This is a genomic window from Variovorax endophyticus (assembly GCF_025376855.1).
Lineage (GTDB): Bacteria > Pseudomonadota > Gammaproteobacteria > Burkholderiales > Burkholderiaceae_C > Variovorax.
Genome location: NZ_JAHUTH010000017.1, coordinates 29,604 through 43,094, shown reverse-complemented (window position 1 = coordinate 43,094; position 13,491 = coordinate 29,604). Strand labels below are relative to the sequence as shown.

14 protein-coding genes are annotated in these 13,491 nt (G+C 68.9%); 8 read left to right on the top strand and 6 right to left on the bottom strand.

Features of this window, described 5'->3' with window-relative positions; genetic code table 11:
- Positions 1–79: 79 nt before the first annotated feature.
- Entirely contained in the window at positions 80–1,207 is a 1,128-nt protein-coding gene (locus KV106_RS21925; protein WP_261212315.1) for an ABC transporter substrate-binding protein, read from the top strand.
- Between the two features lie 25 nt (positions 1,208–1,232).
- Here the strand turns inward: KV106_RS21925 and KV106_RS21920 are convergent, their stop codons facing one another.
- From KV106_RS21920 to KV106_RS21905, 4 genes are all read right to left on the bottom strand, one after another.
- A complete protein-coding gene (locus KV106_RS21920) occupies positions 1,233–2,345 on the bottom strand; it encodes a M14 family metallopeptidase (RefSeq protein WP_261212313.1) in 1,113 nt (370 codons plus the stop codon).
- The gene (locus tag KV106_RS21915; RefSeq protein ID WP_057592558.1) at positions 2,342–3,544 is read right to left on the bottom strand and encodes a M20 aminoacylase family protein; all 1,203 of its coding nucleotides are present in this window, start codon (positions 3,542–3,544) and stop codon (positions 2,342–2,344) included. The genes KV106_RS21920 and KV106_RS21915 overlap by 4 nt, the downstream gene beginning before the upstream one ends.
- Before the next feature lie 73 nt (positions 3,545–3,617).
- Entirely contained in the window at positions 3,618–4,121 is a 504-nt protein-coding gene (locus KV106_RS21910; RefSeq protein WP_261212311.1) for a nucleoside deaminase, read from the bottom strand.
- A 30-nt stretch (positions 4,122–4,151) separates the two neighbouring features.
- Complete coding sequence (locus KV106_RS21905) at positions 4,152–5,483, bottom strand: nucleobase:cation symporter-2 family protein (protein WP_261212310.1); 1,332 nt, start codon at positions 5,481–5,483, stop codon at positions 4,152–4,154.
- A 109-nt stretch (positions 5,484–5,592) separates the two neighbouring features.
- Here KV106_RS21905 and KV106_RS21900 point away from each other — a divergent pair, with 109 nt between their 5' ends.
- The 3 genes from KV106_RS21900 to KV106_RS21890 are packed head-to-tail and all read left to right on the top strand — an operon-like array spanning position 5,593 to position 8,986.
- Positions 5,593–6,507: a LysR family transcriptional regulator gene (locus KV106_RS21900; protein WP_057592561.1), complete on the top strand. Its 915-nt coding sequence runs from the start codon at positions 5,593–5,595 to the stop codon at positions 6,505–6,507.
- A 35-nt stretch (positions 6,508–6,542) separates the two neighbouring features.
- The gene (argE, locus tag KV106_RS21895) at positions 6,543–7,709 is read left to right on the top strand and encodes an acetylornithine deacetylase (RefSeq protein ID WP_261212308.1); all 1,167 of its coding nucleotides are present in this window, start codon (positions 6,543–6,545) and stop codon (positions 7,707–7,709) included.
- 11 nt (positions 7,710–7,720) lie between these two features.
- A complete protein-coding gene (locus KV106_RS21890; protein ID WP_261212306.1) occupies positions 7,721–8,986 on the top strand; it encodes a DUF445 domain-containing protein in 1,266 nt (421 codons plus the stop codon).
- Between the two features lie 134 nt (positions 8,987–9,120).
- Here KV106_RS21890 and KV106_RS21885 read toward each other — a convergent pair whose 3' ends face one another.
- A complete protein-coding gene (locus tag KV106_RS21885) occupies positions 9,121–9,903 on the bottom strand; it encodes a type III pantothenate kinase (RefSeq protein WP_057592596.1) in 783 nt (260 codons plus the stop codon).
- A 135-nt stretch (positions 9,904–10,038) separates the two neighbouring features.
- Between KV106_RS21885 and lysM the strand changes: the two genes are divergently transcribed.
- The 3 genes from lysM to KV106_RS21870 all read left to right on the top strand — a co-directional run bounded on the left by lysM (position 10,039) and on the right by KV106_RS21870 (position 11,633).
- Entirely contained in the window at positions 10,039–10,503 is a 465-nt protein-coding gene (gene lysM, locus KV106_RS21880) for a peptidoglycan-binding protein LysM (RefSeq protein ID WP_057592562.1), read from the top strand.
- Positions 10,504–10,609: 106 nt separating this feature from the next.
- Positions 10,610–11,239 (top strand): nucleotidyltransferase domain-containing protein, encoded by a 630-nt coding sequence (locus KV106_RS21875; RefSeq protein WP_261212305.1) that lies wholly within the window; start codon positions 10,610–10,612, stop codon positions 11,237–11,239.
- A complete protein-coding gene (locus KV106_RS21870; protein WP_261212304.1) occupies positions 11,187–11,633 on the top strand; it encodes a DNA-binding protein in 447 nt (148 codons plus the stop codon). Before KV106_RS21875 ends, KV106_RS21870 begins: the two co-directional genes overlap by 53 nt.
- Before the next feature lie 4 nt (positions 11,634–11,637).
- Here the strand turns inward: KV106_RS21870 and KV106_RS21865 are convergent, their stop codons facing one another.
- Positions 11,638–12,048 (bottom strand): rhodanese-like domain-containing protein, encoded by a 411-nt coding sequence (locus KV106_RS21865; protein ID WP_057592565.1) that lies wholly within the window; start codon positions 12,046–12,048, stop codon positions 11,638–11,640.
- 226 nt (positions 12,049–12,274) lie between these two features.
- Here KV106_RS21865 and KV106_RS21860 point away from each other — a divergent pair, with 226 nt between their 5' ends.
- A complete protein-coding gene (locus tag KV106_RS21860; protein ID WP_057592566.1) occupies positions 12,275–13,390 on the top strand; it encodes a TRAP transporter substrate-binding protein in 1,116 nt (371 codons plus the stop codon).
- Positions 13,391–13,491 lie beyond the last annotated feature (101 nt).

Here is a 13,491-nt window from a genome sequence, read left to right as displayed (position 1 = left end):
GGCGAGTCTAAAGTTTTTAAGGTTTTCGGGGCATGCACGGGGTCCGTCGCATGACGCATGACAGGAGGGGGTTTTCGCCATGATCAATCGCAGGCATTTCTCGCTGGCGGCCGGTGCCGCCACGCTCGGCGGTTTCGCCGCCGTCGCCCGGGCCCAGGGCGATGGCCCGATCGTGCTCGGCCAGTCGGCGCCGTTCACCGGCCCGGCGGCGCAGCTGGGCATCCAGTTCCACCAGGGTGCCAAGGTGTTCCTCGACGCCTACAACGCCCAGTCCGGCCGCCGCCCGGTGCAGATCAAGACGCTCGACGACGGCTACGAGCCCGAGCGCTGCGCCGCCAACACGCAGAAGCTGATCGACGAGGACGTGTTCGCGCTGTTCGGCTACATCGGCACGCCCACCAGCCTGGCGGCGCTGCCGCTGGCGGTGAAGGACAAGGTGCCGTTCGTGGCGCCCTTCACCGGCGCGATGGCGCTGCGCGAGCCCTTCCACAAGAACGTGTTCCACCTGCGCGCCTCGTACAACGACGAGACCGCGCTGATGGTCAGGCAGCTCACCCACCTGGGCCTGAAGAAGATCGCGGTGTTCCACCAGAACGACGCCTACGGCAAGGCCGGTCTCGACGGCGTGACGCTGGCGCTCGCCGAGCAGCAGCTCAAGCCGATCGCGCAGGCCACGGTGGAGCGCAACTCGGCCGAGGTGGCGCCGGCCGTGAAGACGCTGCTGGCGGCGCGGCCCGACGCGGTGGTCCAGGTCGGCGCCTACAAGGCCTGCGCGGCCTTCATCCGCGAGGCGCGCAAGGCCGGCTTCGGCGGCACCTTCTTCAACCTCTCGTTCGTCGGCACCCAGGCGCTGTCGGACGAGCTCGGCAAGGAGGCCGCGGGCGTGCTCGTGACCCAGGTCGTGCCCTCGCCCTACAGCCAGGCCAACGCGATCGCGCGCGAGTTCACCGAGGCGGTGCGCAAGGCCGGCAACGGCGCCAGCGCCAATTTCTCGAGCCTCGAGGGCTATCTCGCGGCCAAGGTGCTGGTCGAGGGCCTGCGCAAAGCGCCGGGCAAGCTGTCGCGCGAGGGGCTGATCACCGGCCTCGAGAGCATCGACCGGCTGCAGCTCGGCGGCTTCGAGGTCTCGTTCTCGGCGAAGAACCACGTGGGCTCGAAGTTCGTCGAGCTCTCGATGCTCACGGGCGACGGCAAGGTGCGGACCTGAAGCGGGTCCGCCCGGCTCGAGCGGCTCAGCGCCCGCTGAGTCCGTCGGCGGCCTGGAACATGGCCTGCCGCGCCTGGCTCACGATCTGGCCGCGCCAGGCATCGGTGTCGGTGTAGAAGGCCTCGAGCGTGCGCCGGCGGATCGCGTCCGACAGGTCGGCCGGCGCCTCGGGATGGCGATGCAGCCAGTGGTCGCCGCGCAGCGCGGTCAGCACGTCGAGCACCGGCACCGTGCCGTACTCCATCGCGATGCCCGTGTACTCGGCCTGCGGGCATTCGTCGTAGACGGCATCCCACATCAGGCCGCGCAGCAGCGCCGAGGTCGAGGAGCCGTCGTAGATCGAGGTGACGGGCGCCGCGTCGGCCTGGCCGGCACCGTTGCCCCACCAGGCGTTGGCGCGCTCGTAGGCGGTCTTGTCGTCGCGGCAGGCGAAGATGCGCTCGCCGATGCCGTTCGGTCCCAGGCCGGTGTGCAGGTCGATCCAGGCCAGCCGGCGCGTGCGCCGCGTGTGGCGGCGCAGCACGGCGCGGATCATCCGGTGGCTCCAGGTCGGGGCCTTGCCGCCGAAGAACAGGCCGTCCTCGAACTGGTACTGGCCGCCGCTCACCGCGGTCTGGTAGGCACCGATGCCGTTCTTCTCGATCCAGGCCTGGACCGCGGCCTGGTTCTCGGCCGTGGGCGGCCAGGTGTCGGGCACCAGCAGCGCATGCAGCTCGGCATAGGCGGCATTGACCGGCAGCGGCTGCGTGAAGTCGACGAAGTTGCGGTTCAGGTCGACGTTCTCCTGCGTCACGCGGCGGCCGAACGAGAAGCCGTGCGGATTGAGCGCATGCACGTAGAGCACCGCCACGCCGGCCGAGCGCGCCTTCTCGCGCCACTCGGCGTCGTGCAGCGCGAACACCTGCACGCCGCTGCCGCAGTGGCCTTCCACGCCGTGGCAGCCGCTGCTGAGGATCAGCAGCCGGTCGGCGTCGGGCGCGCCGTCGAAGGCCACGTCGCACGAGAGTTCCTCGCCGTCGCGCCCGCGCATCGGCAGCAGGTGGGGTTCCACGGTCAGGCCCGCGCTCAGGCAGGCCTGCAGGAATTTCTGGCGCGCCTGCGCATAGCGCGGCGCGAATGCCTCGCCGATGCCGATCATTTCTGCACGGCGCCGGTGGCGAGGAACTGCTCGGCGATCTGCACCCAGCAGGTGGCGCCCAGCGGGATCAGGTCGTCGTTGAAGTCGTAGCTGGCGTTGTGCAGCGTGCACGGGCCCTCGCCGTGGTGCACGTCGCGGTGCGCGCCGTCGCCGTTGCCGATGAAGGCATAGGCGCCGGGCTTGGCCTGCAGCATGAAGGCGAAGTCCTCCGAGGTCATGGCGGCTTCCTGCTTGAGCACGTTCTCGGGACCGACGATGCCGCCCATCACGCGGCGCGCGAAGTCGGCCTCGGCCTCGGTGTTGATGGTGGGCGGGTAGTAGCGCTCGAAGCGGAACTCGCAGGTGGCGTCGTGCGCCGCGCAGATGTGGTCGCAGATCTGCTTCATGCGCGCCTCGATCATGTCGAGCACCTCGAGCGAGAAGGTGCGCACCGTGCCCGACAGCTCGCAGTTGTCGGGGATCACGTTGTTGGTTTCGCCGGCATGGATGGTGGTGACCGAGATCACGGCCGAGTCGGTCGGCTTCATCTTGCGCGTGAGGATGGTCTGGAAGGCCTGCACGATCTCGCAGGCGATCGGCACCGGGTCGATGCCGGTCTGCGGCAGCGCCGCATGGCCGCCCTTGCCCACCACGTTGACGTAGAACTTGTTGCCCGAGGCCATCACCGGGCCCGGGCTCACCGCGAACTGGCCGGCCTTCATGCCGGGCCAGTTGTGCATGCCGAACACGGCGTCCATCGGGAACTGCTCGAACAGCCCCTCCTTGATCATCTCGCGCGCGCCGCCGCCACCCTCCTCGGCCGGCTGGAAGATCAGGTAGACGGTGCCGTCGAAGTTGCGGTGCTTCGCCAGATGCTGCGCCGCGGCAAGCAGCATCGCCGTGTGCCCGTCGTGGCCGCAGGCGTGCATCTTGCCGTGGTGCTTGCTCGCATGCGCGAAGGTGTTGAGCTCGGTGACCGGCAGCGCATCCATGTCGGCACGCAGGCCGACCGCGCGGTTGCTGGTGCCGTTCTTGACGATGCCCACCACGCCGGTCGTGCCGAGGCCGCGGTGGATCGGGATGCCCCATTCGGTGAGCTTGCCCGCGACCACGTCGGCGGTGCGGACTTCTTCGAAGCAGAGTTCGGGGTGGGCGTGGAGGTCACGTCGGACGGCGGCGATGCCGGCCGCCTGCGTGACGAGCGAATCGATGAGTTTCATGGCTTGCTCTCAAAACGCCAGTCTATCCACTAAGCCATTTCCGGGCACGCCGGAAAACACCGATCCACGGGCTTCAGTGGCCGTCGGTCCAGAAGCCATGGTGCGGCGCGGCGGCCTCGTCCTCGAGCAGCGGTCCGATCACTTCGATGCGGCGCTGGCCGCGCACGAAAACCTCGCGGCAGGGCAGCGAAAAGGTCGGGTTTTCCGGATGGTCGCCCGTGAGGCCGAGCAGTGCGTGCTCCGACAGCGCATAGACCACGCGGCCGATGTTCGTCCAGTAGATCGCGCCGGCGCACATGCAGCAGGGCTCGGCGCTGGTGTAGAGCGTGCAGCGCGCGAGCGCTTCGGGCGCGAGCAGCCGCGCCGCCTGCGCGGCCGCGACCAGCTCGGCATGCTGCGTGGGATCGCCCTCGGGCGGCATCGAGTTGTTGCCGGCCGTGACGACGACCTCGCCATGCTCGTTCGCCACCAGCGCGGCGAAGGGATGACGACCGCGGGCCTTCGATTCCCCGGACAGCGCGATCGTCATGCGCAGCAGTTCGAGGTCGCGTGGGGACAGGGAGGGAGCTGTGTTCATGTGGGTCGAATTCATTGTGAAGGTCTGGGATCAGTGAGTCGCGTTCGCCGGCGCTTCCTGCTCGGCGGCACCGCGGTTGAGCAGCAGGTTCAGCAGCACCGCCGTGATCGCGGCCAGGAAGATGCCGCTCTCGAGCACCAGCTTGAGCGGCCCGGCGGCCTGCGCGAACAGCGCCGGGAACGACATCGGCAGCACGCCCACGCTGACCGACACCGCCACCACGATCGCATTGCGCGTGCCTTCGAAGCGCACGCGCGAGAGTTCCTGGATGCCCGCCACCGTGGTCATGCCGAACATCACGATCGCGCAGCCGCCGAGCACCGGCCGCGGCACCGAGGCGATCAGGGCACCGAGCTTGGGAAACAGCCCCATGAGCACCATGATCGCGCCGGCCGAGGCCACCACGTAGCGGCTCCTGATGCCCGACAGCGCGATCAGCCCGGTGTTCTGCGTGAAGGCGTTGTACGGAAAGCTGTTGAAGACGCCGCCGATCATGGTCGACAGCCCGTCGGCGCGGAAGGCGTTGCCGAGCGTGGCCGGCGTCGCGGGGCGGCCGACGATCTGGCCGATGGCCAGGCAGTTGCCGGTGGTCTCGGCCATGATGACCATCATCGCGAGCGTCATGATCAGGATCGGTGCCAGCCCGAACGCGGGCAGGCCGAAGGCGAAGGGCGCGCTGAATTCGAACCATGCCGCGTGGCCCACCTGCGCGAAATCGGTGAGCCCGAAAACCGCAGCAATCGCCGTGCCCGCCACCAGCCCGAGCAGCACCGCGAGGTTGCCGACGAAGCCGCCGAAGCGCGCATAGATGCCCAGCGTGATGGCGACGGTGGCGAGGCCCAGCAGCAGGTTCGGCGCGCTGCCGAAGTCGGGCGCGTCGGGGTTGCCGCCGCCGAGCCAGATCGCGGCGGCCGGCATCAGCGAGATGCCGATCACGGTGATCAGGCTGCCGATCACCACCGGCGGGAAGAAGCGCAGCAGCCGGCTGATGGCCGGTGCCAGCAGCACCGTGATCGCGCCGCCCGCGATGACGGCGCCGAACACGTGCGGCAGCCCGTATTCCTTGCCGATCATGATCATCGGCGCCAACGCGATGAACGAGCAGGCCTGCACCAGCGGCAGCCGCGCGCCGAACTTCCAGAAGCCCAGGGTCTGGATCAGGGTGGCGATGCCCGAGGTCAGCAGGTTGGCGTTGATCAGGGTCACGACCTGCGCGGGCGTGAGGCCGAGCGCGCCGCCCAGGATCAGCGGTACCGCCACCGCGCCCGCGTAGAGCACCAGCACGTGCTGCAGGCCGTAGCTGGCCATCTGCTGCGGGGGCAGCACTTCGTCCACGGGGTGGACGCCGGAAGAGGGGGTCATCGAAAAGTCTCCGCGTTGGTGTTGTGGGTCGGGTCGCGGCCGGACGATCGATTTCCTCCGTCATGGGTCAAAGTTAATATCAATCGTTTTTTTCGATGGAAGACGGACCGTGCGCTATTCGCTGGACCAACTCGAGACCTTGGCGGCCGTGGCGCGCGCCGGTTCCTTCTCGGCGGCGGCGCGTCAGCTCGGCAAGACGCAGTCGACCGTGAGCGCGGCCATCGGCAACCTCGAGGTCGACCTCGGCGTGGCGCTGTTCGACCGCGCGACCAAGATCCCCGCGCTGACCGAGGCCGGCCGCCGCCTGCTGCGCGAGGCCCACGGCGTGCTCGACCGCTGCCTCGCGCTCGAGGGCCATGCGCAAAGCCTCGCCGACGCGGTCGAGCCCAGCCTCACGCTGGCGATCGAGATCCCCTACAACGTGCTGATGCCGGTGTTCTCGGCCTTCGCCGAGCGCTTCCCGCATGTCGACCTCGAGGTGCGGCATCCGCTGCACGGCGACGTCAGCGTGCTGGTGCGCCAGGGCGAGGCGCAGCTGGGCATCGGCTTCGCGCAGCCCGGCTATGCGCGCGAGCTGGCGTTCGTGCAGATGGGCAAGCTGGTGATGGCGCACGTCGCGGCGCGCACGCATCCGCTCGCGGCCCTGCCCACGGTGAGCTTCGGCGAGCTGCACCGGCACCGCCGGCTCGCCTTCAGCGCGCACAGCGAGCGGCTGCCCACCACCGAGTACCTCGACGCCACGCGCTGCTGGCGCGCCGAGAGCTACCTCGCGCTGCTCGAGATGACGCACGCGGGCCTGGGCTGGGCCACGCTGCCGCGCCTGCTGGTGCGGCGCGAACTGGCCGCGGGCGAGCTGGTCGAGCTGCAGCTCGAGGCCTACCCGCACACCGACTGGCTGCTGGGCGTCGACCTGCTGTGGAACAAGGCGCGCCCGCTGGGCCGGGCGGGCGGCTGGCTGCGCGACGAGCTCGCGCGCCTCAAGGTGTCGGAGACCGACAGCGGCGGCCATCCGACCGCTTTCTGAAGCCTCCGGCGCCGAGTTCCGGGACAATGCGCCGCATGTCCCTCACGCTTTCCCCCCGCAGCCTGGAACTGGCCCAGGCCCTGGTGCGCATGAACACCATCAGCGCCAACAGCAACCTCCAGCTGATCGAGCTGGCCCAGTCGCATCTCGCGGCCCTGGGCGTCAAGAGCCGCATCACCTACAACGCCGAACGCACCAAGGCCAACCTGTTCGCCACGCTGGGCGAAGGCAAGCCGGCCGGCGTGATCGTCTCGGGCCACACCGACACGGTGCCCTGGGACGGGCAGGACTGGAGCGTCGATCCGCTCTCGGCCACGGTGCGCGACGGGCGCCTGTACGGCCGCGGCTCGGCCGACATGAAGAGCTTCATCGCGGTGGCGCTGGCCAACGCCGAGCGCTTCCTCGCGAGCGAGGCGCCCTTCGCGGTGCACTTCGCCTTCAGCTACGAGGAGGAGATCGGCTGCTTCGGCGTGAAGGAGCTGATCGCAGACATGCGCGACGCGGGCATCAAGCCGCTGGCCTGCATCGTGGGCGAACCCACGAGCATGGTGCCGGCCATCGCGCACAAGGGCGTGTACCGCTACCGGTGCTGCGTGCGCGGCAAGGAGGCGCACTCCTCGCTCACGCCGAAGTCGGTCAACGCCATCGAGATGGCCGCGCGCGTGATCGGCAAGGTGCGCGACATGGCCGAGGGCTTCGAGCGCGAAGAGCCGCGCTACGAGGGCTTCGACGTGCCCTTCAGCACCGCCAGCGTGGGCCAGTTCCACGGCGGCATCGCCGACAACGTGGTGCCGCGCGACGCCGAGTTCCGCTACGAGTTCCGCGACCTGCCGACCGCCGACGCGAAGCGCATGCAGCAGGAGGTGCTGGCCTATGCGGGCTCGCTCGAGCCGGCGATGAAGAAGGTCGCGCCCGAGGCAGGCTTCAGCTTCGACACCATCTGCGAGATCCCGAGCTTCCTCGGCAGCGCCAATGACGCGATCACCAAGCTGGCCCAGCGGCTCTCGGGCGAGGAGCGCACCACGCTGGTGGCCTTCGGCACCGAAGCGGGCCTGTTCAAGAACGCCGGCATCCCCACCGTGGTGTGCGGCCCCGGCAGCATCGAGCAGGCGCACCAGCCCGACGAGTACGTGAGCCTCGAGCAGCTCGCACGCTGCGAACTCTTCATGCACCGCCTGGCGTCCTCGCCGGCCATCGGCTGAACAGGCGCTCGTTGACGACCCCGGCGGCCGAGGGCGACGACGCGCTGCGGCGCATGAAGCGCGTGGCGCTGGGCCTGCTGTGCGCCGCCGCGGCGCTCTATGCGGTCGCCACGGTGCTGCACGACCGGCATCCGGTGTTCGGCTACCTCGCGGCCTTCGCCGAGGCCGCGATGGTCGGCGCCATCGCCGACTGGTTCGCGGTGGTGGCGCTGTTCCGCCATCCGCTGGGGCTGCCGATCCCGCACACCGCGATCATCCCGAGCAACAAGGACCGCATCGGCGCCAAGCTCGCGGGCTTCATCTGCAACAACTTCCTGAGCACCGCGCAGGTGCTCGCGAAGCTGCGCGAGTTCGATCCGGCCGGCCGCATGGCCGAATGGCTCGCGCGGCCGGCCAGTGGCGAGCGGCTCGGCGAATGGGGCGTGGCGGCCACGCGCTACGGGCTCTCGGCCTTCGACGACGCGCGCGTGCGCGACTTCATCGGCAAGGCCGCGGCCGCCGGGCTCGAGAAGATCGACCTGTCGCAGCTCATGGGCCAGACGCTGGGCGCGCTGACCGCGGGCGGGCGCCACCAGGCGCTGCTCGACGGGGTGCTCGAACAGATCGCGGGCGTGCTCGACGGCGAGGAGGTGCAGGCGCACATCACGGAGGCGATCGCGCGCGAGATCAAGACGCTGCGCTTCGTGGGCCTCGACCAGGTGGCGGCGCGCCTGGCCACGCGCAAGATCGTGGCGGCCGTGGCCCACACCATCGCCGAGCTCGCGGCCGAGCCCGAACACCCCATGCGGCGGCGCTTCGATCATTTCGTCGACGACTTCATCGTGCGGCTGCAGCACGACCCCGAGTTCCATGCGCGCGGCGAGCGCATCCGCGCCGAGCTGATCGCGCACCCCGCGCTGGGCGACTACCTGCACGGGCTGTGGGGCGAGCTGCTGGCCTGGCTGCACGAGGACCTCGGCCGCGGCGATTCGACGATCCGCCGGCGCATCGCCTCGATGGCCGCCGCGCTCGGCCAGCGCCTGCAGGGCGACGAGGCGATCCGGCGCTGGATCAACGAGCAGATCGAGGCCGCGGCGCCGCTCGCGATCGAGCGCTACCGCGAGGACATCCGGCGCTACATCGTGGAGCGCGTGGCGCAGTGGAACACCGAGGAGATGACGGCCGAGCTCGAGCGCAACATCGGGCGCGACCTGCAGTTCATCCGCGTCAACGGCACGCTGGTGGGCGGGCTCGTGGGGCTGCTCATCCACGCGGCGACGCAGCTTCTGCGCGCCTGAGCGGCGAGCTTCAGAAGGTGTGAAGGAACCGTCGCGAGCGCCCCGAGGTCGCGTCGAGGACCGGAGCCGTACTGACGTACGGCGAGGACCGCAGATGCGAGATCGGGGCGCGCAGCAGGTTCATTCACACCTTCTCAGCCGGCGCGCTGCTGCGCGATCACCAGCAGCCCGTCCATGATCAGGCTCTCGACCAGCTCGAAGTGGCCGTTCATCACGGGCGCCATCTTCCAGCCCGCGCCGCCGGTCATGTAGCAGGCCGGCTCGGCGCCGCAGTGCGAGCGCACGTGCTGCACCATGCGCTCGACCGCGCCGGCAATGGCGTAGGTGCCGCCGCTGGTCAGCGCGTCGCTGGTGTTGGTGGGGAATTCGCGCACCTCGCCGGTGGGCACGTGCAGGCCCGCGGTGCCCGACTCGAGCGCGCGCAGCATGATGCCGTGGCCCGGCAGGATCAGGCCGCCGAGGAACTTGCCGTCGGCATCGACGGCCTCGACGGTGACCGCGGTGCCGATCAGCACCACCACCATCGGCCGCGGCGCGCCTTCGCCCAGCATGCGGTGGCGCGCGCCGATCATGGCGACCCAGCGGTCGGCGCCGAGGCGCGTTGGATGGTCGTAGCCGTTGACGATGCCGGCCTCGGCGAGGCTGGGCATGACCCAGCGTGGCGTGCAGTCGAAGCGCTCGACCACCTGCTCCTCGGCACGGCGGCGCAGTGCGTCGCCGGCCACGACGCAGCCGAGCATGCTCGACGGCGATGGAAGATCGGCCCAGGGGCCGTCGGCGAGCCGCTCGATGTGATCGAGGAACTCGGCACCCTGCGCCAGCAGGGCGGCGCCGGGGCGAGCCGCATCGTAGAGCGCCCACTTGAGGCGCGTGTTGCCGATGTCGATCGCGAGGAAGGGAGCGGTGGCTGCGGACATGCGCGGCATTATTGCGACTTTGTGACTATTCCTGCTGTCGCGGTGTTGTCGGTCGCGGTCCGGGACTACGCGGGGCGCCCATGGCGCGCCGCTACATTCGCGGATTCCATCGACCACCCGATCAAGGAGAGAACCATGGGATTGCTGAGTTTCATCAAGGAAGCGGGCGAGAAGCTGTTCGGCGGCTCGTCGGCCCAGGCGGCCGAACCCGATGCCAACGACAAGGCCGCGGCCGCCATCAAGACCTACATCGAGACGCAGAACCTCGGCCTCACGAACCTCGTCGTGACCTATGTCGCGAGCACCGGCATCGTGACGCTCGCGGGCAATGCGCCCTCGCAGGAAGCCAGCGAGAAAGCCTCGCTCGCGGCCGGCAACGTGGCCAACGTGACGAGCGTGGAGAACAACCTGGTCGCCCCCGCCGCACCACCCGCGCAGTACCACGACGTGGTCAAGGGCGACACGCTGTCGGCCATCTCCAAGAAGTACTACGGCGACGCCAACAAGTACAACGCGATCTTCGAGGCCAACAAGCCGATGCTGTCGCATCCGGACAAGATCTATCCGGGGCAGAAGCTGCGGATTCCTCCGTTGAACTGATCTTTCGCGACTCGTACAGGAAAAGGCCTGCGGCTTGCCCGCGGGCCTTTTTACTTGGGCTCGACGACTTGCCGAATGTCGCCTCAATAGCAACAATCGTCGCCCAATGAGCAACGATTCTTCCTTGATGGACCTGCTGTTCCCCGCCGCGCGGCAGCGCGTGCTGGCGGTGCTGCTGCTGCAGCCGCAGTCCGCATTCCATCTGCGCGAGCTGGCGCGCCTGACCGACAGCCATGCGGGCACGCTCGCGCGCGAGGTGGACAAGCTGGCGCGCACCGGCCTGCTCAAGCGCAGCGAACAAGGCAACCAGGTGCGCTACAACGCCGACACCCGCCATCCCCTGTTCGAGGACCTTGCGGCGATGTTTCGCAAGACACATGGCGTGGTGCCTGCCGTGCGCGAAGCGCTGGCACCGCTGGATGCGCAGATCCGGTTCGCACTGGTGTTCGGCTCGATCGCGCGCGGCACGCCGTCTCCGGGCAGCGACGTGGACCTGCTCGTGCTGGGCAGCGTCGACTTCATGACGCTCGCGCAGGCGGTGTTCCCCCTGCACGCGACGCTGGGCCGCGAAGTGAACACGGTGCTCTACACAACCGAGGAATTTGCACGGCGCGCACGCGCCGGCGATGCCTTCGCACGCGACATACTCGCCAAACCCAAACTGCTCGTGAAGGGAGGAGCGGATGAGCTTGCAGAACTTGCAGGCGATCGGGCGGCTGCAGGTCCATCAGTCTGACGCCGCGGGCATCGCCAAGCTGCTTCAGGCGGCGCGTCGCAACCTGGCCGACGCGCATGTCGCACAGGTCAGCACCGACAACCGCTTCGATGCGGCCTACAAGTGCATCATGCAATGCGCGATGCTGGGCCTGTGGGCCAATGGCTACCGCACGGCCACCAGCCAACCGGGCCATCACCAGACGGCCATCCAGAGCCTGGGGCTGACGATCGGCGTGGCGCAACCGGACATCATCGTGCTCGATGCGCTGCGCCGGCAACGCAACGTGAGCGACTACGAGGGCGACCCGATCTCCAATGCCGCGCTCCAGGCCTGCATCGACCAGGCCGCGCAATTGCTGGCCGGTGCCGAGGGTTGGCTGCGCGCTCACCGGCCCGATCTGCTGCCCCCTTAGCAGCTCAGTTCTGCTTCCAGGGCAGCCCCCGCTTGCGCCACCCCCCGATAAAACCCCGGTGCCCGTTCTCGTCCGGATTCCCCTCGAACCCCTCGAGGATGTTGTAAGCCTCCACCCCCAGCTCAGTCGCCCGCTTCGCCGCCGCGATCGAACGCACCCCGCTGCGGCACAGCAGCACCACCTTCTTCCCACCCTCGCCAGCCGCGCGCACGCCCTCGTCGAAGCCCGGGTTCAGCGCCATCCCCGGCCACTGCTTCCACGCCAGCGGCACCGCGCCCGGCACGAAGCCGACCCACTCGCGCTCGGCGTCGGTGCGCACGTCGACCAGCACGGCCTCGCCGCTGGCCATCCATTGCGCCGCCTGTTCGGGCGTCACGTCGCCGGCATAGCCTTTTTCACCCACGGGTTCGGTCATCTTCTGCGTTCCTTCCAATTCGATCGATGGCAAGAGGGTTCCCACGAAGCGGCAGCATCTTTACCGGTTCCCGGTGGCCGCCGGATGGTGGAATTTTTCACCGGTTCGTGAAAACCCTGTTTGTCGTGTTTTGCTGCGCGCCAAAGATGGCGGCTTGGGCCTGTCAACCATAACTCCAAGACGGCGGCCTGGGATTTCCCCAGTCAGACCTATGGAGAGAGACAACATGACAGACAGCAAATCGACCCGCCGCCGCAGCCTGCTCAAGGGCGCCGCGGTGGCCGCGGGCGCCATGTCGGCGCCGATGGTCGCCATGGCCCAGACCACCACCCTGCGCTTCCAGAGCACCTGGCCAGCCAAGGACATCTTCCACGAGTACGCGCAGGACTACGCCAAGAAGGTCAACGACATGGCCGGCAACCGCCTCAAGATCGAGGTGCTGCCCGCGGGCTCGGTGGTGCCGGCCTTCCAGCTGCTCGACGCGGTTGCCAAGGGCACGCTCGACGGCGGCCATGGCGTGGTCGCCTACTGGTACGGCAAGAACTCCGCGCTCGCGCTCTGGGGTTCGGGCCCGGGCTACGGCATGGACGCCAACATGATCCTGGCCTGGCACACCTACGGCGGCGGCAAGGCGCTGATGGACGAGATCTACAAGAGCCTCAACCTCGACGTGGCCTCGTACCTCTACGGCCCGATGCCCACGCAGCCGCTGGGCTGGTTCAAGAAGCCGGTGGCCAAGGCCGAGGACATGAAGGGCCTGAAGTTCCGCACCGTGGGCCTCGCGGTCGACGTGTTCACCGACATGGGCGCGGCCGTGAACCCGCTGCCCGGCGGCGAGATCGTGCCCGCGCTCGACCGCGGCCTGATCGACGCGGCCGAGTTCAACAACGCCTCGAGCGACCGCGTGCTGGGCTTCCCCGACGTGGCCAAGAACTGCATGCTGCAGAGCTTCCACCAGTGCGGCGAGCAGTTCGAGGTGCTGTGGAACGGCCCCAAGCTGCGCGCGCTGCCGCCCGAGCTCAAGGCCGTGATCGAGTACGCGACCCAGGCCGCGAGCGCCGACATGAGCTGGAAGGCGATCGACCGCAATTCCAAGGACTACGAGGAGCTCAAGAAGAGCGGCATCAAGTTCTACAAGACGCCCGACTCGGTGCTGCGCGCGCAGCTCGCCTCGTGGGACAAGACCATCGCGAAGAAGTCGGCCGAGAACCCGCTGTTCAAGAAGGTGCTCGACTCGCAGCGCGCCTTCGCCGAGCGCGCCGGCCAGTGGCAGAACGACTACTCGGTCGATTTCAAGATGGCCTACAACCACTACTTCGGACGGCAGGCGAAGAAGACCTGAGCGGGTCTTCCGGCCAGAGAAAGAACGCGAGGGCACCCCGAGGCGGGTGCCCTCTTCTCATTCCCGATTTCGCCCGGCGCGGGCCGCGCACGACGCGCGCC